Genomic DNA, 24998 nt, shown 5'->3' on the forward strand with positions numbered 1-24998 from the left:
ATCCACCATCATTACAAGCAACCTTGATTTCCAGGAATGGGACCGGGCCTTTGAAAACAAGCTTTTGGGATCAGCTACCATCGATAGACTCCGGCATGATGCCTACCTGGTCTATTTGGATGGGCCCAGCTACAGGAAACCAAAGCCAAACCAAGCTCTCAAAAAAGAGGTGGAAAAAAGCCAAAAATCAGCCTAAAAAATGGGGGGTTCGCAACCTCAAGATGGCCACTTAAAACTGGCCCCATTAGGGCGATCATAGGGTGGCCCGATTAGCCGATCATGGGTGGCTCCATTGGGGTGGTCAATGACAGCCTGGTTTTGCCCGCAGACATCCTTTTGCTGTCAAGCTGCTCACCTTCCAATCGTTCCAGCGCTTCATAAATCTTACCCATTGATAATGCTCCGCATGGTTTCAAATTATACCTTCATTTTCACGCATGAAGGAAGCTGGCGTCAGCCATGTCCGTAAGCTTTTAGCCCCATTTCCAAGGTCCCCTGGATACCCATCTCCAGCATTACTTTTGGGATGCAAAAGGCAGACTGACCACAACTTCAGTCTCAAGATACGTTTCAACTTCCTCCGGAGAGTAAAACCCGGGATCAAGCACTTCCCGCATGTATGCGGCCCCGCCCCCTACTCCCAGACCTAAACCAAGGGTCAGCAGCATGACGTAAAGAATATCCGGCTTAAAGGGTGCAAGAGGGGGAGTTGCAGCTTCAACAACCCGAAAATGCTCCCCCTTTTGTTTCATTTCCAGCTGTTCCGCCAACTGGGCGTTCATTTTCTTGGTCAACAGGTCCTGATACCGATTATTCACCGTTTCGTAGTCCCGCTCCAGGTTGGTCAGCTCAAGCTCAACCTGGGACGTCCCTTCTATTCTGGTTTTATAGCGTTGTATTTCCCTGCGGATCTGGTTGATTTGGGACTGATATCTCCCGATTTGATCTTGCATTGCCTGCAGTTCGGGGGAATAGGCGGCAGGATCTGAAATTCCTGATCCGGTTGGGTTGGGTATGTTCACATCAGCCACAATAGAGTTGCTCCTGATGTTACCGGACTGCAATCTTTTTTTAAGTTGATTAATCTTTTGCGTTAATGCGATAACGTCCGGATGCCTATCAGTATAACGTATCAATAAGTCATTCAATTGACTGTTCAAATTTTTAATCTCTTCAATCAGAAGTTCTTCATTTGTCATATCATCATTTTGATTTAATGATAATTGCGACATATACAGCATGTATCTTTGTTTTTCTGATGCCAGCTTATCTTCTAAACCACTCATCTCATCTTTTAACTGATTGAGTATATTAAGATTTGATTGCAACTGACTGGGAAGCATCCCCATATGTTCCCTTTTGAATTTATTTAAAACTTCATCCTTTTCAGACAACTCCTTCCTGAGCCTCGCCACCTCAGCATCTAAAAACTCTGTTGTTCCAGTTGCCATTTCCTCGCGCATTTTGCTATTTTCAGCGATAAATCTTGACGCAATATCGTTTGTAACCTCGGCTGCAATATTTGGATCATTCCATTGAAAGGACAACTCAATTATCCCATACTCATCTAAGTATTGTATCTCTATATTTTCTTTTATATTACTTATATAATCTGTACCTTCTCCATTTGTATTAACTGAGAACCTTTGATTGGCGTTGCCCTGATCTACAATTAAGTTGCTCACAAATGTTTGTACCTTATGAAAAACATCGTTATCTTGTTTATTCTCAAAAACATTCAAGTTATGTTTTTGAGCTATTTCTTGTATGTTTTCTTTTCTTTTAATCTGTTGTCCTATTTTCATGATACGTAGAATAATATCATCCCTTACTGAGGGCTCAACATAGGACGAGGAGACTGTTTGGTCTTCCAGCAATATCCTTGTTTGAGCTTTATATATTTTGTCACTGATATAAATGATTCCGACACCTATTGCGATGCTTGTCAGCAATGGAATGATTATCCACAGCTTTCTTCTGCGGGCAATGTCCAGGTACGGGGAGATTTCGACCTTTGGCATGCTCATGATTACTTACCATATCTGGTTAAAGGGTGAGGCTTATTTTTACACTCAATGCTGTGCGAAGACTGTGCCAAGCAGATGACTTTCCATGCTCACGCCATGTATCCTCCTCCGTCATTCCTGTGAATTTGCCTGAAGTGACCTCATCCTGATGCGCAGACACACATATTTTGTGCCCACCACATAGCTTCCCAGGCATATACGGGCAGAAATCATATTTTCCGTAGCCTTGCGTGTTGCATGCATGCTTGAGGCAGGGGGGATGGGGTCTGGGAAGGACAGAGGCTTGGCTTGAACCTGGATTGAAGCAATTCTCAAGGCAAGTAGCTGCAATATTATCATTTGCAGACACATGTATGGTGCGCGGAAATCCCTAGCGGACTATCCGGGATTGTATCCCTGGTCTCAGTAACGAACCAGAATAGTACGATTTTGGGCCAAAGGATTGCGTATTTGTGAGTCACAATTCGCTATGCAATCTTTTTCACGTGCCGTGAAACTGTATGCAATGAACAGCACACGGCTCAAAGAAAGACCTGCCTTCACCTCGACAAGCCCACATGCCTGCCAAAACGCAGGAACGACGAAACATGGACCTGAATTGAGCATTTCTCAACGTAAAACACAAAATCTTTCGTCATTTCGAGCACATGAAAGGTGCGTGGCAATCTCGTCCAAACATTATGCAAAGAACCTTCCGCACCCATTTGTACAAAAATAATGACCTAACATCCTGTTTATTATGTATCTATATGAAATGTCCCTGTATTTTGCGTGTTAAGCGATGGCTTGAGCTTTGTATGTTTATTTCTGCCTACCCAGTAGACAAGTAGAGACAATACAAGAGATTCTTCAGTCGCTACGCTCCTTCAGAATGACAAGCGGAATCACCGGAACCAGCGGGCCGCCATTCTTTCTTCTTGTCATTCTGAGCGAGTCTGCACGCGAAGAATCTCTGATCAGAATCAGCTAAATGAAAACAATGTCTTAGGATCTGGTTTTTGCGAAGTATGTTATTTTCACTCTTCGTTGTGCCAGTCAGGGCATGTTGGGTCAGTAGGTCACGAACATGGTGTTCGACTTGCATGCCAGCTGGGATAGGAGAGATGGATCGGCTTGTTGAACAATAAAGGCAAGGCCGAGCAGGTGAGAACTCAACCCACAGTGTGATGATATGTACTTACAGCATTTCGGACTCAACCAGGAACCGTTTCATATTACTCCAGATCCTCGGTTTTTCTATCTGAGCCCGAGCCACAAGGAAGCTTTTGCCGCATTCATATACGGAATCAAAAACCGGAAGGGTTTTATTGCGGTCATTGGCGAGGTTGGTTTGGGCAAGACCACGGTTCTGCGGACGTATCTGGATCAAAAGAACTCCAAGGGAAAGATAAAAACAATTTTTGTCTTTAACCCCAATATAACTTTCAAAGGGCTGGTCAAGATCATTTACGCCGAACTTGGGCTTTCCTTACCCCAAAGCACCGCCTCTGAAAACAGCGAAGACTCAAGCCGTGCCGCCCAGAGTACTGCTTCGGACGAAATCTTCGACCTTGTCCATAATCTTCATCTGGAGATGATCCGAGAATTTTCCGAAGGGACAACCGTGGTCCTGATCATAGATGAAGCCCAGAACATGCCGGTTGATACTCTGGAAAATCTCAGACTGCTTTCCAATCTTGAAAGCTCGACCAGCAAGCTCCTGCAGATTGTGCTCATTGGTCAGCCTGAACTGGAAAAAACCCTGAACCGGCAGGAATTGCGGCAGCTGAAGCAGCGGATAGCCATCAGGGCCATTCTGCGGCCGCTGAACAAAAAGCAGACCAGGGATTACATCCGGCATCGCATAAAGCGAGCCGGACGGCCCGGAAGATTGCCTTTCACCCGCAGTGCATTAGCCCTGATCTATAAAAAGACCCACGGAACCCCCAGATCAATCAATATCTTGTGCGACAATGCTTTGATCACTGCCTATGGCTACGGAAAAGACAAGGTGGGGACAGCAATCATTCGGGAGGTCTATCAGGATATTTCTGGTCAAAGCTTTCACGGCCGGAAAAAACTCGCCTACTCCATGACAGCCGCCTTTGGCCTTGTCGTCGCCGCAGTCCTGCTGGCCGGATGGCAATACGGGCCTGAGCCGCTGATCAAATGGACCTCCAAACTGCAGTCTGCGGCCTTCAGTCTGTCAAAGCCGCAGGATTCCGGGCAGCCGACAACTCCGGAGCCGATTCAAGAAACACGCCCCTCCCACCAGGCTGAGGTTTCAGGTCCGGATACACGGGTCCTGCAAATGCCGGTTCCGCCTTTACTTCCCCAAGAGCCTGAATCGGCGATCCAGGCATCGGTTCCTCCCCAGCCATCCCAGCCCGGTCCTGAAGTTGCGTACCCGGTCAGCACACAAGCCGTCCTGGACCAAGATGTAAAAGACATCCCCCCGAATGGGTCCGCACCGGCCGAGCAGGAACCTTTGACACAGGAAATCACTCGTCTGCTCACCGATACTCCCAGAAAAAGAATCCATGATCAGCTCGATGCCTTTTTCTCATTCTATGATCTCCTCTCTCCAACCCGTCAATTGGTCCTGGTCGAAATGTACCAACAAATGAGCATGAACGGTTTTTTAACTTTTGAGCGCATGATTGACGCCTTGTACGAACAAGACTTTGATGAAGCCTCACGGCAAATGATTTTCTCCCAATGGCACGATCGGATTGGTCGACCTGCCGATGAGCTTGCACGTATTATGAAGTCCAATGATCCCCGCGAGCTGACCCAATGGATCGCTAGACATGGCTCATAACAAAAGGCCGCTCCGGAATTCCGGGGCGGCCTTTTGAAGTGAACCGACGTACAGCCGGATCTTACTCTGAAAACCCGGTATGGTACAGGGAATACTCAGTTTTTCCTCCCAGCAGTTCGTCAATCTCCTTCTGCACTTCCTGCCGCTCCTTGCTCTCCAGCCAGCGCTGCCAATCCCGAAGGGAATTCCACATGCTGACCACAAGATACTCATCTTCCCGATCCACATTACGCAAGGTTTCACCGGAAATGTAGCCGTGCTGCTGCATGGCCAGAGTCCGCATTTTCCGAAACAAGGGAATCATCTCCCTGGCCTTGTCCTCTGGCACAACGCGTTTGATGAATGCTTTGACCATACGCCCTCCTTTGAACACTTGGAGTTGAAGAAAAACGAGGCTGCCATTGCACGATACCCGAAGAACGTCTGCACTGAAACGAACCTTTTGTGCGCTGCTGCCCGCTCCTGGGTGTAACCAGGCAGCGAGCGTGCTCGGTCTGATGCCTGCATCACTTCACATCTTCCAGAATAATCCGGCAGTCGGCGACTGTCGCTCCCTTGCCCTGAGCGTGAACCATAAGCGGATTGATGTCCATCTCCTGGATCTGAGGATGATGCAGAGCCATGTCAGATAAGCCGACCAAGAGCTTTTCGATCTTTTCCACATCCGCTTTTTCTTGGCCCCGGAATCCGGTCAGCATCTTATATCCCTTGATTCCCCGGACCATCCGCCTGGCCTCGTTCCGCCCGACCGGAGCAAGACGAAAGGACACATCCTTGAAGACCTCGACAAAGATGCCGCCCAGGCCGAACATGAGCAGCGGTCCGAAGATAGGATACCGGTTAAGCCCCAGAATGACTTCCTGCCCCTTTTCAGCCATTTTCTGGACCAGAACACCTTCCAGGGTTGCCTCGGAATCATATTCTCGGGCATTGGCCATGATCGTGTCAAAGGCCTGCTCAGCTTCCTGTTTGTCCCCGACATTCACCACCACCCCGCCTGCATCAGACTTATGCAGGATCTGGGGTGAGACGATCTTCATGACCACCGGAAACCCCATCCCTTCGGCCAGCTCTCCGGCCTTCAAAGCGCTGGAAGCCAGCTCGGTGGGAAGGACGTCAAAGCCATAACATTGCAGGAGCCGGAGCCCGTCCAGCTCCCCCAGGCTGGTCTTGCCCTGATCCAGGCACTCCCGGATAATCCGTTCGGCTTCCTGCCTGTCGTTGTCCTGGGTGAACTCAGCCAGCTGCTGCCGGTTGATCCATTTGGAAAAGCGGTACAATACGCCGAAGGCCTTGGCTGCGTTCTCCGGAAAGCGAAAGACGGGATACCCTTGTTCCTGCAAATATTGCACCCCTTTGGATACGTCAACCACCCCCATGAAGCAGCAAATAACCGGTTTGGTCGATTCCCGGGCCACCTTGACCACCGCCTCGGCAGTCGCCAGGGCATTGGTCATGGACTGGGGAGTCAGGATAACCACCGCCCCATCCACTCCCTCGTCCCTGATCACGGCCTGCAGGGCGTGTTCGTAGCGTTCTTGGGCCGCATCCCCGATGATGTCCACCGGATTGTTCAGATTGGCCGTGCTGGGCAGATGGCTGTCCAGGGTCTCGATGGTCTCATCGCTGAACTTTGCGAGCTGCAGCCCGGAAGAGACCGTCATGTCCGTAGCCACGATCCCCGGGCCGCCGGCATTGGTAACAATGGCCACCCGGTTTCCGGCCGGGAGCTTCCGGGTCACTTTACCCAGTCTGCTCTGCTGCTTGTAGGTAAAAACCCCGGCAAAATCAAAGAGGTCGTTGATGGAATCAACCCGGATGATCCCGCTTTGTTCAAAGATTGCATCGTAGACAGCCTCGGATCCGGCCAGAGAGCCGGTATGAGATGAAGCGGCACTCGCACCGGCTGTGGTCCGTCCGGACTTGATGGCCAGGATCGGAGTCCGCCTGGGCCCGGAGGTTATCTCCTTGACCTTTTGTATAAACTCCGCTCCCCGCCGCAGCTCCTCGATATACATCAATATGACATCTGTATCCGGATCCTGATGTAGATACTCCAGCAGATCAAGCTCATCAACATCCGCCTTGTTTCCGATGGAGATGAACTTGGAAAACCCGAACTGCCTGTCGGCTGCCACGTCCAGAACCGAGGTGCACAGTGCTCCGCTCTGGGAGATAAAGGAAATATTGCCCGGTTCCGGCATCCGGGTTGCAAAACTGGCATTCAGGCTGGCCGAAGAAACGGGATTGATAACCCCCAGGCAGTTGGGACCGATTAAACGCACCCCGGACTCCCGGCACATGTCCACGATCTTGTCCTCAACCTCCCGGCCTTCTCCGCCCACTTCCCGGAAGCCTGCGGAGACGATCACCAGCCCCTTGACTCCTTTTTCAATGCATTGACCGACAGCCTCCAGGGCGTACTTCGGGGGCAGAATAATCATGGCCATGTCCACCTGGCCGGGGATATCCAGCACAGTCGGGTAGGCCTTGACGCTGAGCACCGACTTGGCTCCGGGGTTCACCGGATACAAAACCCCTGTGTACTCCCCGCGCAGGATATTCCTGAATATGTCGTGACCCACTTTGCCCGGGGTGGCTGAGGCCCCGATGACCGCCAAGGACTCTGGAGAAAAGATGGTATCAAGCTCGTGCATGGATTTGCCGCTCCGCAAGGCCACAGAAGACTCTGGGGATAAGGTTGTCGAGGGATGAAAAGGGTGAACGCCTGGAACACCCAAAAGCCTATAGAAAAAAAAGGCGATGCTCAAGCTTTGCCCCGCCCCGTGCCGCCCATGATTAGATTGACACCAAGAGACTTCCGGCGTACCCATGTACCCACTTGTGAATCCCTGAAGGAGTCGAAGACATCATCTGCACCGCTCCTTTCAGCACTTCAATGTATGTGTATTTCCAAGAGATAAGGAGAAAACAGGTCCATGACTGAGGACAGCCAAGAAAAAAGTTTTGCTCAGCTCATTGAGGACAGCGAGTTTTCCGTGGGTCGAGAGCTCAAGGTAGGCGACCGGATCCAGGGCCGGATCATTGCTGTGGGCAAAGACCAGGCTTACGTGGATACCGGGACCAAGATCGACGGTGTGGTGGACAAGCAGGACCTTGTGGATGAAGAGGGCCGCTTCCCCTATGCTGAAGGCGATGAGCTGGAGCTTTTCGTCCTTTCAAGGCGGCACAACGAGATCAGGCTGGGCCGGACCATGGGCGCGGCCGAGGGCGGCCTGGAGCAGCTGGAGCAGGCCATGCACAGCCGCATCCCGGTTCAGGGCAAGGTCCAGCAGACATGCAAGGGGGGATTCCGGGTCAGGGTCATGGGCCAAAGTGCATTCTGCCCCTTGAGTCAGATCGACATCCGGCCGGTGGATGAATCCGAGGACCTGGTCGGTGCAGTGTACGACTTTCTGATCACCCGGGTTGAAGAACGGGGACGAAATATTGTGGTCTCCAGACGCGCCCTGCAGGAAAAGGAGCGGGACGAATCCCTGAGCAGGCTGCAGGAGACGGTCTCCACCGGAGATATCCTCTCCGGCACGGTAACCAGGCTGGCCCCCTTCGGGGCGTTTGTCCGAATTGCCCCCGGCCTGGAAGGCTTGGTCCACATTTCAGAGATGTCCTGGTCCAGGAATATCGCCCCGGAGGAGGTGACGGCCCCCGGAGAAAACGTCCAGGTCAAATTCCTGGGCATGGAAGAACAGAACAAGGGACAGCCCAGGCTTCAGCTGTCCATGAAACAGGCCCAAACCGATCCATGGGAGGACGCGGCTCCACATTTTCAAGCCGGAAGCGTGGTTTCCGGGACTGTGTCCAGGACCGCACCTTTCGGGGTATTTGTGGAAATAGCCCCGGGTATCGAGGGGTTGGTGCACATCAGTGAAATGAGCTATTTCAAACGGGTGCACAAACCTGAAGACGAGGTCTCTCCCGGCCAGACCATCCCGGTCAAGATAAAGGATATCGACCTTCAGTCCAGGCGGATTTCCTTGAGCATGCGCGATGCCGAAGGCGACCCCTGGGAAGGCATCGGTCAGCGATACGCACCCGGACAGGTGGTCCAGGGCACTGTGGAAAAAGAGGAGCAATTTGGACTTTTCGTCAAGCTGGAGGCAGGAGTGATCGGCCTCCTGCCGAGATCCAAGCTTCGGCAGGAGGCCGGGACGGCTCCCGAGGTCCAGTGGGACAAGCTCAAGGCCGGAGACGGGGTTCCGGTCCGGATTGAATCCATTGACCCGGACAGCCGGCGAATAACCCTGGCCCCGGCTGACGCCTCCCAGGCCGAGGACTGGAAAGCCCACGCACCGTCGGAGGATGGGCCGGAGATGGGCATCCTGGGCCAAAAGCTGCAGCAGGCCCTGCGGGCAAAGCGCAAAGACTGAACCTACCCGCTGATGGCCAGATAGATCTCCGGCTCCTGCCGGGTCCGGCATTCACGGCTCAGCTTTTCAGCCATCTCTTCAAGGGGGGGAGCCTGAAAGGCTATAGCCGATGTGGGACAGTTCTTGACGCAGGCGTGGCACAGAATGCAGGACTCGGGATCCGGGTGAACAGCCTCATCGATACTGATGGCCCCGCTGGGACAGCTCTCCTCGCAGGTCCCGCACAGGATGCAGGTCTCCTGATCAACCACAGGAGCTACCTTCTTCAATTCCGGACGATCTTTGTAAGGCACATTTCCCGGGACCTGCAGGGTGCCGAACTCTGTAACGGATGACACCGAGGCCAGGGTATCCCCTATCTTGACCCCAAATGATCTGGCCTCGGCTGCATCCGCGTCATCAGGGCGTCCGTTGGCAATGGGCCGTTGGTTGGTAGCAAAAGAGTGTTCGCCGATAAAGGCCCCTCCGGCTATTGGGACAAACCCGCAGCCGGCAGCGAGATCCTTGAGCTCCACCAAGGCATCTTCATAGGCCCTGTTGCCGTATACTGCCACAACCACGGCCGGCACTCCCTGCCCCTGAATCCGTTGCAGCCTTTGCGCAGCTACGGGCGGGACCCGACCGGCATAGACCGGCACTCCCAGCAGAGCGACATCGGCGCTAACCGCGAGCCCATTTTCCAGGCCCTTCAGTGATGCCGGCAATGTTAGGTCGATGTGTTCTGTTGTCTCCGCTGCGATCCCCTGGGCAATATATTCCAGCACCTGTTTGGTTGTGGAGGTTGGAGAGAAATAGATAAGGGCAACTGAATCGCTTTTCATAACTCCTCCTTCCTGGGTTCTGTATGCTGTAGTAGTATGTTCATGCTTCGCGAGCCCAAGCGTGCCTGCTCCTTGGCAGGCATGCGGATTTGCATATTCCCCCTTCGGGCCCGAGTCGGCTTACAACCCGAGTCCTATGCAGGCATGCGGGGAGAAAGCCATGCCGGGAGATTGACAAAAGACTGCATCATTTGCAAACAATTGCCGGCACCACTATGGAAGGTCCAGCCCCAGGCGAACCCGAACCCTGATGGATATGAGCACTGAAATCCCGGGCCAGGTTTATTTGTGTCAGGTCAGTGAGACCATTTCCTGCGGCGCGTGCTGCGGTCTGTACAATATCCCCCATCTGTCCCGGCCGCACCTTGAATCTCTTCTGCAGGACAGGACTGCTCGTTTTCGATTCATTCCGCGCACCGAGGACGACCTGGACGATTTTGCCCTTCAGGAGCTGCGTTGTTTGGGAGATGACCGGCCCTACCCCCACTTCCATCACTGCCCCTTTCTCGGATTGATCGGTGCACACCAGAGCCGGGTCGGATGTCTGCTGCACCCCCTGATCCCGGAAAACAAAGGGCTGGACCTTCGGGGATACAGCTATTACGGGGCAGCTGCCTGCCGCTTGTACTTCTGCCCTGTCTCTTATCGCCTGCCGGCCAGATACAAGCTGGTGGTCCAGACTACCGCCCCCAATTGGTATATCTACGGCCTGCTCATAACCGAGCACAGACTCCTGCAAGCCCTGTTTGCCGACCTGGAGAACAGGCTGGGCCGGAAGATCACAGCAAACGATTTCCAGACCGGCACATCAGCTGCGCAGCACATTCAGCCCCTTTTGGAGCTCAAGGAAACATGGCCCTACAGGTCCGCCCGGTCTCCCGGCCCCTGTCACTATGTCTTTGAAGACGGGGAGTATATGCGGCCCGGCACCCGGTATCCCCGAATGCTCACCGGGACGTCCCGCTTTTCCACCATCCTGGACGAGCTGGATTCGGCCTTTGATTCAGAGCGGTCAATGCGTCGGGCCGAGGCTGAGCTGGAATCCCTGCTCGCCTCCGTGGCGGCTGCCTTGGCCTGACCCGGCTCTTTTCCGCTGCCTGTGCCATGTGAAGTGTGCCCATATTTCGTGAGTCAAAGAACCGCCTGACGTCTCGAAGAGGCGTTCTCCCAACCAGCACAAAACCCCACAGGAAGATCTATGTCTGACATGTTGCATCTGGGCATGATTCAAATGCCCATCAGCCGGAATCCGGACACAAACATCCGCTATTTCGAAGCCAGGGCCAAGGGACTGTGTCGCGATCCCCGCCGGCCGCATCTGATAATCGGCGTTGAGTTCGGCATCTCCCCGGACCGAATCCTGGACCCAGCTGGCCCTGAAATAAAAGCCCTGCAAACCCTGGCCGCCTCCCTTCAGGCCTGGCTCATACCCGGCAGCTTGAAGCTGGCCGAGCCCGGCGGCGGCTTTTCCAATGCAGCTCCGGTTTTGGATCCGGAGGGGAATCTGGCCGGGATGTACAAGAAAATGGTTCCGTGGGATACGGATCTGGAGGCAGGGACCATCCCGGGCAGAGAATACCTGACCTTTGATATGCAGCAGCCCAATGTCCGCTGCGGGCTGCAGATCTGCTTTGACGCCGATTTTCCGGAAATCAGCCGCACCTTGACCCTAATGGGCTCGGAAGTCCTTATTCAGCTCTCCATGGACCCGGACAGCATCCCCAAAGCTTACGAATGCATCAAATACGCCCGGGCCATGGAAAACCAGGCCTACTATATCTACATGAACGGTTCTGGGGAATACGGGCACTATACCCTCGGCGGGCGATCCCTGGCGGTATCCTCGGAAGGGCACACCTTGTTCGCCGCCGGAGAACAGCCCACAGCCAGCATTGTCAGTCTGGATTTAACCCGACTGCGCCACTGCCGGCAGCACGGCAGCTGGGACCAGGTGGCCCAGCTCAAGGCCTTGCGGCAATATACCCCGGCTCAGCCCTGGGCCGGACACGAATCCGGCAGCCCGGTATTCAGCCAGGCGCCATTTGCGGATCCAGACCGGAAATAAAGACGTATGCCGAAACGGCATTCCTTGACGAAAGTGGGCACACAGAAGAGATGGCAAACTCCAAAAATCCACAGGCTACGTCGAAGACCCCAATTTCTCATGGCTGTGCAGTGCGGCATGCAGCTTCTTCGCTTTGTGCGGTCCAATCCCGGGTATGGATTCAAATTGGGCCGGATCGGCCTGAAGCATAGCCTGGACAGAACCGAATCTGTCCCACAGCAAACGCGCAGTGCGCGGTCCAACCCCGGGCAGCTTTTCCAGCCTGCTGTCCAGGACCCGTCTGGTCCTGGAACGCTTCTGCCGGCTGAGGACAAACCGGTGGGCGGCGTCCCTGATCTGCTGCAAGAGCAAGAGCTCCTTGCTTCCCGGGCGCAGGGAAATGGGGTTCTTGCGCTCGGGCACAAAGACCCGTTCCTCCAGCTCCCCCTGCCTCCTCGCCCCTTTGGCCAGGGCGGCCAAGGCCCATGATCCCTGTCTGTCTTCAGGCGGCATCCCTTGCGTGCTCCAAGCCTGCTCGAGAGTGCGGTGCACAGCCGAAAGCTGCCCTTTTCCCCCGTCAATGAGCACCAGGTCCGGCCAGGGGGGTCCGGACCTGATTCTGCGTTCCACCCATGCGGCCAGGGCGGCATAATCGTCCCTGCTCCCTTCCAGATCGGGAAAGGTGTATTGCCGGTACTCCTCCGGCTCAAGCCGGCCTCTTTCCGCAACCACCTGACCCACGACCACTCCCTGACCTCCAAGATGGGAGACATCCACCCCTTCAATCCGCTCCAGCCCCCTGGCACCCAGCTTCCGGCTCAAATTGCGCAGCAATTGCTGTTCGCTGTCATCGCTCCTGGCCTGCAGGGCATTGGTCCGCGCAAAGTCGATCAGATTCTTGTCCTGCTGGCGCCAGGCCGGGACCAGATGCACCGGAGCGCCCCGCCGCTCAGACAAAATATTTTCCACGTCCGGATCGCTGAGCTGAAAAGGAAGGATGATTCGTTGGGGGATGAACTTCTCCGGGGTGTAGAACTGCAACAGAACCGTGCGCAGCACATCCTCTCCGCCGGACATGTGGGGCTCCACGCAGTCCTGATCCGGCTTCAAGCCACCTTCTAAGTCCTTGGATACCCGCTCGTCCTGCTCCACCTGCAGGTCGTCCGCCTGCTCATTGGTCCAAAAAAAGGTTTTATGGTCTAAAAGCTTACCCTGGCGAATAAAGCTCATGCCCACCACCAGCTCCCGGTCCGTCTCAGCCAGAGCCAAAACGTCGCAATCCTCCTCATGGGGGAGGACAACGGTCTGCTGCTCCACCGTCTGTTCGATGGCCCGGACCTGGTCCCGGATGGATGCCGCCTTTTCAAAGGCCAGCTCTGCGGACGCCTGGTGCATCTCCCGTTGCAGCCTGGAGACAAGATCCCGCGAACGGCCGGAAAGAAACAGCCGCAGATTCTTCACCATCTGGGCATACTCCGCAGGATCGACATCGTACACACAGGGAGCAAGACAGCGCCCCAAATGGTGTTGCAGACATGGTCGGGTCCGATTGCGAAAGGTCGTGTCCTTGCATTTGCGCAGGGGGAAGATCCGGTTCACGACCTTGAGGGTCTGCCTTGCGGCCTGGGCTGAGGTGAAGGGACCGAAATACATGTCCCCGTTTTTGGTCACTTTTCGGGTTAGGCTCAGTCGGGGATACGTGGCCTGGGCATCCAGCCTGAACAGGATATATGACTTGTCGTCACGCAGGACAATATTGTATCTGGGACGATGCTTCTTGATCAGGCTGGCTTCCAGGAGCAGAGCCTCTTTTTCGGAGTGAGTGCAGAGTATGTCGATCCCGGCCACCCTGCCCATCATCACTCTGGTCTTGGCCGGAAGATGCTCCGGAGAACGAAAGTAGGAACCCACCCGGTTCCTGAGGCTGTTGGCCTTACCCACATAGATGATCCGCCCGGACCCGTCCTTCATCAGATAGCAGCCCGGAGAATCGGGATACTCCTGGGGAGAGAATGTGAATGCAGATGCTTGGGGCATGGGCAAAAACTGAGTATTCGCTTTTTGGCTCTTGGACCCAGAAATTTGTGCCTGCGCCTTCGCAGGCATTATGGGTTATTTCGGCCAGCCGTGCTTCCCGATCAGGGGAACAAAAGCCACATCCAGCAGACGTTCCTGGTTGAAGTGATCCCCCTTGCCCTTGGTCACCCGGGTGATGTACTGCCCGAACCTGTACTCCCCGACCGGCATGACCAGCTTCCCGCCCATGGCCAGCTGCTCCTTGAGGGGATCAGGGACATCCGGGCCGGAAGCAGTGGCGATGATCCCGTCATAAGGCGCATGTTCCGGCCAGCCCATGGTTCCATCCCCGCAGATTATCTCAATGGAGTCGTACCCCAGGCGGCGCAGATTGTCCCTGGCCCGGTCCGCAAGCTCAGGATAGACTTCAATGCTGTATACGGTCCGGGCAATGCGGCTGAGCACCGCGGCCTGATATCCACAGCCGGTCCCGATTTCCAAAACGTTTTCTCCGCCGCACAGACGGAGCAGCTCGGTCATGTAGGCCACAATATAGGGCTGGGAAATGGTCTGTCCCCGGCCGATGGGCAGCGGCCGGTCGGCATAGGCCAGTCTGCGGTCGGGCTCGGGCACAAACTCGTGCCGGGGCACTTCCTGCATGGCCTTGATGACCAAAGGATTGGTCACCCCCCGGGCCTTGATCTGCCGTTCCACCATGCCCATCCGGGCTTCCAGGTACGGATCCTCTCCCTGTGGGTTCATGCCCCCCTCCCAACCACATTCATGTATTGACCGCTATTGATACAAATTCACAACCATGTGGCCACATGTCGTGAGAACTCATCCAAATCGCTCAAGCTTTCTGAGAGAATTTCATATACCTGGGAATAATCAACATCCCAATACATATGCACCAGCCTGTTGCGGAATCTGGCCATCATTGCCAACCGGGAGGCTAAGTCTTGGGGAATAAGCTCGGCTTCCCCCAATAATTGAAAACACTGTCCATACTCTTCAGGCACTTTGTGTAGTTTTTTGGCCGCAGTGTGATAGCAGATATTCAGCGCCGCTTCTGTAGCAACAAGCAATCTGGATCTGGCAATGTCCTGGTTGTCTTCATCTGAGAGAAAAGAATCCCTTCCCAGAGCTTGGATGCGCTGCAATCTGTCCTTGGCCCGAACTATATCCTGAAGCTTGGTTCGTATTCGATCTCCATCAAGACTCACGGGAGCAAACCTCGCGAATGGCATGGTTGAGAACCGGGCGCATATCCAGATAGCGACTCACAATGTATTCTATACGTTCACATCTTGTTTCTGGATCCCGGTCTACTACAAGTTCCCCTTGAAAAACTTTGTACTGAAAAGGGATTGATGTCTGATTTAAAATACGAACATCGGCGGGATATATCATTCCGGTTTTGCATATAATTTTTTGGGCTACAGTATCTTCATAGGAAAATGTTTTTTCAGGTACCAACTCAGGATACAACCAGACTCCAATGTCCAGGTCCCGAAAGTGAGGTTCATGAACAAAAGAACCATGTACATAGGCATACATGATTTCCACATACTCCTGCAGGACACGACCGATATCCCGGACCAGGGAATCTTTTTCTGCTTGAGACAAAGAAAAAACCTGGTAGTCCATACTCCTCAGTCACTCCTGATCCAGCTTACATTAGGGCGAATCCCTGGTGCCCGACGAAGGCCAGGATGTGTTTCATGAAAGCCGAGCAATTCTCAATGCTCATTGCGAGCAAAGCGATCCCGGGAGTGAGGGTGAGATTGCCATGCATCTTTCAGCTGTTCGCAATGGCCAGTATGTCAATTGGGGTCTTCGACGTAGCCTGTGGATTTTTGGAGTTTGCCATCTCTGCTGTGTGCCCACTTTCGGCCCGGTATTTTCTAAGCCCCGCCAAAGGGGGATCCCTGCCCCCTCCCGGCTACTCACGTGCAGTTCACTACTTTTTGTTTGAGTGAGTTTATCATGCACGTGAGTGCCGGGTTTCCCCCTTTTGGCGGGACCAAGAAAATGTGCGGGCCTGCCGCTCACGGCACACAGAAGAGACGGCAAACTCTTATGTAGGCAATTCCACTGTCTGTGTCGAAGAGCCGTCAATTGGTTACGCTGAGAATCGCTTCCGGTTTTCATAAGCGCATCTTCCTAGCCGGCCAGCAGGTGGTGCAGAAGCAATGTGGCCAGTCCCAGAAAAATGAAAAACCCCCCGGCATCCGTGGCAGTGGTCACAAAAATGCTTGAGCCCAAAGCCGGATCCAGGTTCAGCTTGCGGAGGATAATTGGGACCATAGACCCGAACAAACCTGCGATAAGCAGATTCGCGGTCATGGCGATAACCAGGATAAAGGCCAGCCAAATATTTTGGTACCAGAAATAGGCGATGCTTCCGATGACTAGGCCGACCATTAATCCGTTGCACAATCCGACCGCCAGCTCCTTGAGCAGGACCTTCCAGTGCTGTCCCAGATCGATCTCTCCCAGGGCAAGGGCCCGGACCACCACGGTCAGGGACTGGTTTCCGGCGTTGCCTCCGAGCAGACCGACCACCGGCATCATGACCGCCAGGGCTACGTATTGCGAAATGGTATCTGAAAACTGATGCACAGTCGTCGCCACCAACAGTGCAGTGAGCAAATTGAACATCAGCCAGGGGATCCGTAGCTTGACCGACCGATACAAAGGGGACTGGACGGACTCGTCAGTATCCAGGTTGGCCAGATAGTACATGTCTTCAGTGGCCTCTTCCTGGATCACGTCGTAGATATCGTCAAAGGTGATCAGCCCCACCAGGCGCTCCTGATCATCAACCACCGGCATGGCCAGAAAGTCGTAATGCCGCATCTTTTCGGCCACTTCCTCGATATCGTCGTCTACCTGGACGGAAATGACCCGCTTATCCATAATGTCCCGGATATATTCCCCGCGTCTGGCCATTATCAGCCGGCGCAAGGAGATAAATCCCACCAAGTGGAAGGAGGTGTCCACCACATAGATATAATACACATTCTCTTTGCGCGGGGCCTGAAGACGGATCTGATCCAGACCGTCCTGAACAGTATCGTCCATCCGAAGCAGGGCGTATTCCGTGGTCATATACGCCCCGGCACTGTTTTCCGGATAGCTCAAAAGGTTGAGCAGGTTCTGGCGTTCTGCCTGGAAGAGAAGGGATAGAATCCGTTCCTTCATGGACTCGTCCACTTCCTCCACCAGATCGGCCCGGTCGTCCGGGCTCATCAAGGTGATCAGCCGGCCGAGGACATCCTTGGGCAGGATCTCGATGACCGCTTTTTTGGCTTCAAAGGATACAAACTCAAAAATGGGCAGCCCCATCTCTGGGCCCACGAGCTCAATATACCTGGCCAGTTCTTCATGGGGCAATTGTTCCAGAAAATCGGCCCAGTCCGCAGGGTGCAGGTCCACTTGTTCCTGCATGGCGGCCAGTTCTTCCGCCTTGCCCTGGGCAATGAGCTCCTGGATGGTCTCAAGTTCCACAGTTAGCACGCTATATTACTCCAGCCTGAATCAAAAATTTACATCGCATGTATATCATTTTTGCTCTGCCAGGCTTTAATTACAAAAGACGATCTTGCAAAAAATCATACAATCCATGAGCTAGATCATAAAACCTCTTTGCATCATCAAGGGAGGGCTTTCCTTGTGGAAGGAGTCCAAATTCTCCTGGATATCTGGCATCTATGTACAACTTATCCAATTCCTCAAAAAAATCATTTTCTTCATCAAATTCAATGTCTAGGCAAGAACTTACAAGGCTCGATAGTCTTTCCAACTGATGAATTTTAGGCACATTGTCTGTATATTCTTCTAAAACCGCCTTAAAAGACTTCTCAATTGCTTGTTGCGCATGAAAAGCTACAATATGAGACAAATACTCTTTGTCTATGATTTCTTCAATAATCAATATATCATCATAAGCAGCCTGAAACCACTCACGAGTTATCTGCTTCATATAAGACTTTTCCATGATTCATGATTTGGCGCGAAAAGCTACTGTTCAGATCAAGAAACTTCTTATGCATAGGATAAGTATGAATGATGAGATCAACAGGATAATTTTTTTTCAATGATCTAAAATACTGAGATATCGAACGATAATGATTCATGTTCTCCTGGTAACTCTGCGGGAGGTAACGTTTCTTTGAGATTATATATAAATCAAGATCACTATCATTTTGAGGATTCCCGTAGGCATGTGAACCAAACAGAATAACTTTATAAACATCCGCTTTTCGGGCCTGTTCCATTATTTCCTTGGCCAATGCTTCAGGAATCTTATTATCACCGCTTGTAGACATTGCCCTCCTCCTGACAAGACGAAATACATCTTACATCCTATATCTGCTCATATATGGCAACCGCCAGTAAAGGAATCATGATCTCGTGGTGTCCGGTCAGGGCATAACCCTTTCCTGATCCAAGCACCGGCCTCTGGACCACATTCACTGTTGGGCGGTAGTGTTGGATCATGTCCAAATTGGCAGTAGTGAACCCATGGACAGGATAGCCTACATTTCTGGCTACAGCCAGGGTTTTCAAAAAGACTTCAGGCATGATCACGGCACTACCAAAATTGAGGACTACTCCCCCGCCCCCAAGTTGAGAGACAGTATTGGCCAGGATACGGAAATCCCGCAGGGAAGCGTCGCCAATAGCAGCTCCATCTGCTGAAGGATGCTGATGAACAATATCTGTTCCCAAAGCCACATGAATCGTACAGGGCACTTTATGGTCAAAGGCTTTGGCCACCAAGGAACGTGCAACATGATGATTTTGTTTTGTGCACAGACTCCGGCCCAAGGCCTCTCCAAATCCAAGTTCTTCCTGCTGGGCTGATTTGGCGCTGGAATTCAAGACCTCTGCCACTTCATAGGCCATTCCGAATGAACCGTCTTGCAACTGAGCGGCTACATCCTCGGAAGTCTGGCCCAGGATTTCCAGCTCTGTATCGTGGATGGCCATGGATCCGTTGCCGGCCACATGGGTGATAAAACCATGCTCCATCAAGTCGGCCAACACAGGGGCACACCCGGTCTTGATCACATGTCCACCCAGCATGGCCAACACCGGCTTGCCGTTCTCTCTGGCCCGAACAACTGCTTTGGCAATCTCGAAAAGCTCCTGAGCCTTCATGATCCGGGGTAAAGACTGCAGGAATTGACTCACGTTCATTCCGGCCCGCAAAGGCTTGGCCTCAGCCTCAGATTGGACCTTGGAGTTCCGGGTTCGGGCTGAGTAAGTTTGCACCTGGCGTACATCCAGCTGCTCAAATTGACTCATGGACATGAACCTCTATGTTCGAATTGCTTGAGGCGGTCAGCAAAATGTATTTTTGTCTTGCAAATGCCTGTTTTGATGTGCTTTATGCTCAGCTTCCTACTGCACAGACCAATTTTGCACAGATATTGGGCAATATTGTCAAAGTACTCACGTTTTGTTCTGGAGTCAATCAGGACACATTTCACGGACCTGGAGACGTCTTTTGCTTGCAGCTCCAGCCTTCCCTCGGTAAGATAAAAAGACATCATGCTGCCGCTATGATAGAGACATTTGTATGAAAAACTGTTATTAGTTAATAGTTATCAGGATCTGATTGGGTAACCGATTTCTTGCCTGTTCCCAATCGGTATCGGGATCGGTATCGAAATCATTTGTATGCTTCGTTAGCGCAAGCGTGCCCGCCAGGGCATGAGGGTAATTCGCCAAACGGGAGAGAACAGTGGTTTATATCAACTCAGAAGTCAAAGAAATCGCTGATTGCCTGGAAAAAGACGAGAGGATATCTGCAGCCTACGCTTTGGGTTCAGCTGTCACGGGCCGGTTGCGTGGGGACAGTGACCTTGACATTGCTTTGCTTCCGACCCAGGGTCGCAGCTTCAGCCAGATGGACCTTCTGCACTTGAGCAGTCAACTCAGAGCGTATTGTTCCCGTACAGTGGACATTGGAATCTTGAGCACGCATAATCTTATTTACGCCAAGGAGGCGCTTTTACAAGGCGAATGCCTGTTTTGCAAGGACCAGTATTTTCACGATATGTTCGTGGCTACTGCCTTGGGCCTGTATCTTGAACTGCGAACTGCCAGGCGGGAAGTTGAACATGCCTATACAGCCTGATGACATTGTCTGGAACAAAGCTGCAATCATTGAGCGATGCATCCGACGTATGCATGAAGAGTACAGGGCAGATCCAGATCTGGAAGATTACACCCATGTTGATGCCTTGACCTTAAATATTGAACGAGCCTGTCAGGCGGCGATTGATTTGGCTATGCATGTGGTGGCCAAGCAGCGGCTGGGAGTACCCCAAAGCAGTGGAGACGCCTTTATCTTCTTGGAAAAGGCGGGAATGATCAGCACTCAGCTGCGCCAGTCCCTGGTGGCCATGACTGGGTTTCGAAATATAGCCATCCACCAATACCAACAATTAGACAGCAGTGTGCTCCATTATATTGTAGAAAAAGGCTATCAGGATTTGATTGCCTTTGGATCGGCTTTGGGCGTTCAGATTGAAGACAGCAGTTCGTGAAAGGAGGTGACTCCTTACTGGTTCCCCTCTATGCTGCCGCTTTGGGCAGCATTCAAGGGAGGGGTTAGGGGAGGGTGGCTTGATTCAGTATCCTTATTTTTCCATGAGAACTTCAACCGCATGCTGTGCCATTCTGACGTAAAATAGACCGGATCAAATCGCTGGTACTTACCTGGTCGGCTATGGGTATGATCTCCACTCTGCCCCCTCTGCCCTTGACAATATCCCGGCCAACCACCTCATCTTCCCGATAATCTCCTCCTTTGACCAGGACGTCAGGCTGTATCTCCCTCAACAACCGTTCCGGCGTGTCCTCAGCAAAGATCACAACCCGGTCCACGCATTCCAGAGCGGCCAGGATGGTGGCCCGGTCCTGCTGGCCCAAGACCGGGCGTTCAGGGCCCTTGATCCTGCGCACCGAGGCGTCTGAGTTCAGCCCTACCACCAGGCGCTGCCCAAGAGAAGCAGCCTGCTGCAACAGCCTGATATGGCCGTGACGCAAAAGATCAAAACACCCATTGGTAAAAACCACACATTGATCGGCATGCTGCCAGGTCTGTACCTCTTGGGCCAGTTTTTCCGTGGACACCACCTTGGGGGTGCCATAGTCCTGCCGGGTCAAGGCCCGTTCCAGCTCATGAGCCCATACCGGCTGGGTGCCCACCTTGCCGACAACTATACCCGCCGCCGCATTGGCCATCCGGGCGGCCTGCTCCCAGCTCATGCCCGCCCCCAGGCCGAGGCCCAAGGCCGCGATCACAGTATCCCCGGCCCCGGAGACATCAAAGACCTCCTTGGCCTGGGTGGGAATGTTCACTGGATCAAAATCCCGGCCCACCAAAAGCATGCCCTGCGCCCCGCGCGTAATCAGGAGGCTGGAAAGCCCTAGACGGCTGCACACGTCTTGCCCGGTTCTGCTCAAGAGACTCCCGTCTGCTCCCCCTAGATCTGCATATTGGGCAAACTCCAAGCTGTTGGGAGTGATGCAGTCTACGCCGCGATACCGCTCCCAGTCTCTTCCCTTGGGATCGACAAGCACAGGGCAGGATGCGCTGCGCGCCTGGTCCACAATGGCCCGGCACAAAGTTGAGGACACAAGCCCTTTCCCGTAATCGGAGATGATGCACACCGTCTGTGGCCTCATGGCTTCACCCAGCCTGTGTACCAGCTCCGCCTCTTGGGCGGAACTCAGGGTGATTGTGTCTTCCTGGTCGATGCGCAGGCACTGCTGTTTGCCGGCCATAATCCTGGTCTTGCTGATCGTGGGCATGGACTGCAGGCTGATCAGGCTGTTGGCAATACCCCGCTCTGACAAGAGCTGATCAACCCTGCCCTTGGCCTCGTCCCGGCCGCATACCCCGAATACTGTCACCTGGGCCCCAAGGGCGGCGGCATTTGCGGCCACATTTCCTGCTCCGCCCAGGGTCTCGGTCGTATCCCGGGCCAGGACAACAGGAACCGGTGCTTCCGGAGAGATGCGATCCACCTGTCCCCAGACATATCTGTCCAGCATGACGTCGCCGACAACCAGGATGTGCACGTGCTTCCAGGCAGAGAAAACAGACATTAATGATCTTCCTATACCTCACCGGAAGGGTTGCATTGGAGAAGAAATGGGCAGCGGCTGAGGACAACCGCGTCCTTGCTTAAGAACTGAACCCAGTATTTCCATAGAAAACCAACCAGGCTTATTATCCATTTTGATCAGAGATCCTTCGCTCACAGACTCGCTCAGAATGACAAGAAGAAAGAATGGCGGCCCGCTGACAGATGACAGACGACAGAGGATAGACGACAGATGACAGAAAAATCAATGGGTGGGAGGCTCTAGTTTGGCTCAGCCTTGACATCAATCGACTTTTTGCAGTTCCGTCCCTCTTGTCATTCTGAAGGAGCGCAGCGACTGAAGAATCTCTAGTGTTGTGTATACACGCCTACGGTGGAAGCAGAACCAAGTGTACAAAGCTCAAGTCATCACTCAACAGGCAATACCCAGGGCTTTTTCATGCAAAACTATGTTTTTTTCGACCCTGATTGCTGAATGTTGCCCCTGCCGTTTATTCTGCACAGAAAGTTGCTGCACGGGTGGTCAACAAATCCTGGAGAACACCGCTTGGGGATCTATCTCAGTCAAACAGCGGTAATGCCCGAATCGGCACCGGCGCTGAAAGCACGGCCGGCACTCTATCTCTGCGGTCAAGACCTGAGCCTTTGCGCTTAACGGAGGGGTATACTCCGGGCTGGAGGAACCAAAGATCGCCGCCACCCTGGTCCCGACCGCGGCTGCAACATGCATCAAGCCCGAGTCATTGCTCACAGCCACATCGGTTTGGGCAATCATATCAACGACGTCTTCAAGGGACGTCCTGCCGCATAAGTTCACAATGGGCCGAGGGCACAGGTGTATGATTTCCTCGGCCACGGCATGGTCTTTTGGTGAACCGAAAAGACAGACCTGCCACCCTTCATCTGTGAGCAAACGGGCCAAATCTGCGAAATGAGAAATGGGCCACTGCTTTGCCGGCCCATATTCCGCCCCGGGCATAAACCCGGCGATTCGCCGCTCGCGATCCAGCCCGAATTTCCTGATCAAGGTCTGTGCGTTGTCCGCATCAACCCGCAGCCGGGGCTGCTTGATCTTCGGTGGCATCGAGGCCTGGACCGGAAGCCCCAGGGCTGTAAACCGCTCAACGGTCGTATGTAAGACCGAACGGTCCAGCTTGCGGATATCATTGAGCAGAAGATGTCGAAACTCACCCAGAAAACCGGTTCGGACCGGTATTTTGGCCCCCAAGGGAACAAGGGCCGACTTCCAGGAACGGGGGATGACTATGGCCTGGGAATAGTGTTCAGAGCGCAGTCTTTTTCCCAAGCCCAGCCTGGTGGCCACGGCCAGCCGGCCATGTTCGATCGGAACCGCTATACACTTGTTCACTTCGGGCATGCGCCACAGGAGGGGCAGGCTCCATTGAGGAGCCAGAACATCGATCCGGGTGCTTGGATCTGCTTCCTGCAAGGCTGCAAACAGGCTCTGGGCCATGACCATATCTCCGACCCAGGCCGGGCCGACGATCAGTATTTTTCTTCCAGGCGTGGACATGAGGCTTCTTTTTCGCGTGTCGCCCAATGCTCAAACATAAAGGCGTACTTGGCAAAACAGGTCAAAAAAGAGGACACGGCAATGATCCAACCCCGCCAGCCGTCTCTCCAGGCCTGCTTAAAAAGAAGGCTCTTCACCAGGCGGCCGAATGGAGAAAAGAGAAGCTGGCTGCAATGAAAACGCTTGCCTTGGTCCAAAGCGGCTTCAGCCCCGATCCGGCCGTAGTCTATGGTCCGCTTCAGGTGATCGTTCAAGTCAGTATAGGAGTAGTGCAGGATATCTCCGGAAAGGCTGGAGGTGGAACCATGGACCACGAGCTTATCGTGGGGATTGGTTCCCTGCCAAGCTGCCGTGTCCCGCTTGGCCAGCCTGAGCCGCCATTCCGGATACCAGGCATGCTCTATCCAGGCTCCCAGATAGAACGTTTTCCGATTCAGCCAATAGCCGGCGCAGGCTTGTTCCTTGTGGGCAAAAAGGCTCTGAATGGAAGCAAAAAGCTGATCGGACAGGGCTTCATCGGCATCCAGGGACAGCACCCAGGGCTGCGAGCACAGGGAGAGGGCATAGTTTTTCTGAGCCACATGTCCAGGCCACGAATTATAAAAAACCCTCGCCCCGAATTCCTCGGCAATGGCAACCGTTCTGTCCGTGGACCCGGAATCAACCACGATTATCTCGGAAACCAGCCCGGAAACGCTTTGCAGACAGCGCTGGAGATTTTGTTCTTCATTTAGGACAATAACTGCCAGGGAAAGAGGCAGAGGATGAGGGGTCATATAGCGCACCCGATTTTTTTTGCAACTTATTCTCTACTTTGCTTCCAAAAGATAATCAAATATATCATATAAATACATATCCGAACATCTTCTGCCTAGGACTTTTGTCCTAGGGCACCCGATCCGGATTGTCAAATTGTAATTCCAATTTGCAGTCAAGATGATCGAGGAAAGCCTCACTTTCTTTGGAGACAAAAAGAACTGGATTCCCGCTTTCGCGAAAATGACTGAAAAGAAAATATCGCTATAGTTGTGTCAAGTATTCAAATTATCCTGAACGCAATCTGGAATAAGACATAAACGAAATAGGCCTGACAAGCTTGCCAAGGTTGCAGGGGCTTTCGCCTGAACAAATACGTCAAATTCATTCTTCCCAAGTCACTGTTCCTGCATGCTTGACAAAAATCAGGTTTTGGCCAATATCCGGTGCCTGGCATGAAGTATTTTCTGAGAAACCCAGTTC

General features: G+C 53.2%; 23 protein-coding genes. 8 read left to right on the forward strand and 15 right to left on the reverse strand.

Features of this window, described 5'->3' with window-relative positions; all coding sequences use genetic code 11:
* The coding region (locus N902_RS16585) for an ATP-binding protein (protein ID WP_034621737.1) at positions 1-196 on the forward strand (196 nt) is incomplete at its 5' end.
* A 319-nt stretch (positions 197-515) separates the two neighbouring features.
* Here N902_RS16585 and N902_RS0105470 read toward each other — a convergent pair.
* Positions 516-2027 carry a GumC family protein gene (locus tag N902_RS0105470; RefSeq protein ID WP_084287842.1) on the reverse strand — a complete coding sequence of 504 codons (1512 nt, stop codon included), beginning with the start codon at positions 2025-2027 and terminating at the stop codon, positions 516-518.
* A gap of 1171 nt (positions 2028-3198) precedes the next feature.
* Here N902_RS0105470 and N902_RS18615 point away from each other — a divergent pair.
* Positions 3199-4827, forward strand: coding sequence for an AAA family ATPase (locus N902_RS18615; protein WP_051564342.1), 1629 nt, complete (start codon positions 3199-3201; stop codon positions 4825-4827).
* Positions 4828-4888: 61 nt separating this feature from the next.
* Here the strand turns inward: N902_RS18615 and N902_RS0105480 are convergent, their stop codons facing one another.
* Together N902_RS0105480 and acs are read right to left on the reverse strand one after the other, a co-directional pair.
* Positions 4889-5182 carry an antibiotic biosynthesis monooxygenase family protein gene (locus N902_RS0105480; RefSeq protein WP_027370113.1) on the reverse strand — a complete coding sequence of 98 codons (294 nt, stop codon included), beginning with the start codon at positions 5180-5182 and terminating at the stop codon, positions 4889-4891.
* 151 nt (positions 5183-5333) lie between these two features.
* Entirely contained in the window at positions 5334-7484 is a 2151-nt protein-coding gene (acs, locus tag N902_RS0105485; RefSeq protein WP_027370114.1) for an acetate--CoA ligase alpha subunit, read from the reverse strand.
* A 282-nt stretch (positions 7485-7766) separates the two neighbouring features.
* On the opposite strand from acs, the gene N902_RS0105490 reads away from it, so the two are divergent.
* Positions 7767-9215, forward strand: coding sequence for a 30S ribosomal protein S1 (locus tag N902_RS0105490; protein ID WP_027370115.1), 1449 nt, complete (start codon positions 7767-7769; stop codon positions 9213-9215).
* Between the two features lie 2 nt (positions 9216-9217).
* Here the strand turns inward: N902_RS0105490 and N902_RS0105495 are convergent, their stop codons facing one another.
* Positions 9218-10036 carry a 4Fe-4S binding protein gene (locus tag N902_RS0105495; protein WP_027370116.1) on the reverse strand — a complete coding sequence of 273 codons (819 nt, stop codon included), beginning with the start codon at positions 10034-10036 and terminating at the stop codon, positions 9218-9220.
* A gap of 250 nt (positions 10037-10286) precedes the next feature.
* Between N902_RS0105495 and N902_RS18620 the strand changes: the two genes are divergently transcribed.
* Together N902_RS18620 and N902_RS0105510 are read left to right on the forward strand one after the other, a co-directional pair.
* On the forward strand, positions 10287-11114 hold the full coding sequence (locus N902_RS18620) for a hypothetical protein (RefSeq protein WP_027370117.1): 828 nt from the start codon (positions 10287-10289) through the stop codon (positions 11112-11114).
* A 120-nt stretch (positions 11115-11234) separates the two neighbouring features.
* On the forward strand, positions 11235-12101 hold the full coding sequence (locus N902_RS0105510; RefSeq protein WP_027370118.1) for a carbon-nitrogen hydrolase family protein: 867 nt from the start codon (positions 11235-11237) through the stop codon (positions 12099-12101).
* A 75-nt stretch (positions 12102-12176) separates the two neighbouring features.
* Here the strand turns inward: N902_RS0105510 and uvrC are convergent, their stop codons facing one another.
* The 8 genes from uvrC to N902_RS0105555 all read right to left on the reverse strand — a co-directional run bounded on the left by uvrC (position 12177) and on the right by N902_RS0105555 (position 19418).
* Positions 12177-14117, reverse strand: coding sequence for an excinuclease ABC subunit UvrC (gene uvrC, locus N902_RS16600; protein WP_034621865.1), 1941 nt, complete (start codon positions 14115-14117; stop codon positions 12177-12179).
* A gap of 75 nt (positions 14118-14192) precedes the next feature.
* On the reverse strand, positions 14193-14858 hold the full coding sequence (locus tag N902_RS0105520) for a protein-L-isoaspartate(D-aspartate) O-methyltransferase (RefSeq protein WP_084287845.1): 666 nt from the start codon (positions 14856-14858) through the stop codon (positions 14193-14195).
* A gap of 47 nt (positions 14859-14905) precedes the next feature.
* Positions 14906-15346, reverse strand: a complete 441-nt coding sequence (gene hepT / locus N902_RS0105525; RefSeq protein WP_084287848.1) for a type VII toxin-antitoxin system HepT family RNase toxin — start codon at positions 15344-15346, stop codon at positions 14906-14908.
* Entirely contained in the window at positions 15312-15746 is a 435-nt protein-coding gene (locus tag N902_RS0105530) for a nucleotidyltransferase domain-containing protein (RefSeq protein ID WP_027370122.1), read from the reverse strand. The genes hepT (N902_RS0105525) and N902_RS0105530 overlap by 35 nt, the downstream gene beginning before the upstream one ends.
* Before the next feature lie 516 nt (positions 15747-16262).
* Positions 16263-17618: a magnesium transporter gene (gene mgtE, locus N902_RS0105540; protein ID WP_027370124.1), complete on the reverse strand. Its 1356-nt coding sequence runs from the start codon at positions 17616-17618 to the stop codon at positions 16263-16265.
* Between the two features lie 70 nt (positions 17619-17688).
* Positions 17689-18084, reverse strand: coding sequence for a HEPN domain-containing protein (locus N902_RS0105545; protein WP_027370125.1), 396 nt, complete (start codon positions 18082-18084; stop codon positions 17689-17691).
* The gene (locus N902_RS0105550; RefSeq protein ID WP_051564346.1) at positions 18065-18430 is read right to left on the reverse strand and encodes a nucleotidyltransferase domain-containing protein; all 366 of its coding nucleotides are present in this window, start codon (positions 18428-18430) and stop codon (positions 18065-18067) included. Before N902_RS0105550 ends, N902_RS0105545 begins: the two co-directional genes overlap by 20 nt.
* A gap of 37 nt (positions 18431-18467) precedes the next feature.
* A complete protein-coding gene (locus tag N902_RS0105555; protein WP_208596274.1) occupies positions 18468-19418 on the reverse strand; it encodes a GSU2086 family protein in 951 nt (316 codons plus the stop codon).
* 8 nt (positions 19419-19426) lie between these two features.
* Between N902_RS0105555 and N902_RS0105560 the strand changes: the two genes are divergently transcribed.
* From N902_RS0105560 to hepT (N902_RS0105570), 3 genes are all read left to right on the forward strand, one after another.
* Positions 19427-19690, forward strand: coding sequence for a hypothetical protein (locus N902_RS0105560; protein ID WP_027370128.1), 264 nt, complete (start codon positions 19427-19429; stop codon positions 19688-19690).
* Positions 19691-19851: 161 nt separating this feature from the next.
* On the forward strand, positions 19852-20247 hold the full coding sequence (mntA, locus tag N902_RS19905; protein WP_051564347.1) for a type VII toxin-antitoxin system MntA family adenylyltransferase antitoxin: 396 nt from the start codon (positions 19852-19854) through the stop codon (positions 20245-20247).
* Entirely contained in the window at positions 20231-20659 is a 429-nt protein-coding gene (gene hepT / locus N902_RS0105570; RefSeq protein ID WP_027370130.1) for a type VII toxin-antitoxin system HepT family RNase toxin, read from the forward strand. Before mntA ends, hepT (N902_RS0105570) begins: the two co-directional genes overlap by 17 nt.
* 112 nt (positions 20660-20771) lie before the next feature.
* Here the strand turns inward: hepT (N902_RS0105570) and hldE are convergent, their stop codons facing one another.
* The 3 genes from hldE to N902_RS0105590 form a co-directional block, all read right to left on the reverse strand.
* Entirely contained in the window at positions 20772-22226 is a 1455-nt protein-coding gene (hldE, locus tag N902_RS0105575) for a bifunctional D-glycero-beta-D-manno-heptose-7-phosphate kinase/D-glycero-beta-D-manno-heptose 1-phosphate adenylyltransferase HldE (protein ID WP_027370131.1), read from the reverse strand.
* Positions 22227-22748: 522 nt separating this feature from the next.
* A complete protein-coding gene (waaF, locus tag N902_RS0105585) occupies positions 22749-23759 on the reverse strand; it encodes a lipopolysaccharide heptosyltransferase II (RefSeq protein WP_027370132.1) in 1011 nt (336 codons plus the stop codon).
* Positions 23732-24535: a glycosyltransferase family 2 protein gene (locus tag N902_RS0105590; RefSeq protein ID WP_027370133.1), complete on the reverse strand. Its 804-nt coding sequence runs from the start codon at positions 24533-24535 to the stop codon at positions 23732-23734. Before N902_RS0105590 ends, waaF begins: the two co-directional genes overlap by 28 nt.
* Between the last annotated feature and the right edge of the window lie 463 nt (positions 24536-24998).

Source organism: Desulfovermiculus halophilus DSM 18834, assembly GCF_000620765.1.
Taxonomy (GTDB): Bacteria; Desulfobacterota; Desulfovibrionia; order Desulfovibrionales; family Desulfothermaceae; genus Desulfovermiculus; species Desulfovermiculus halophilus.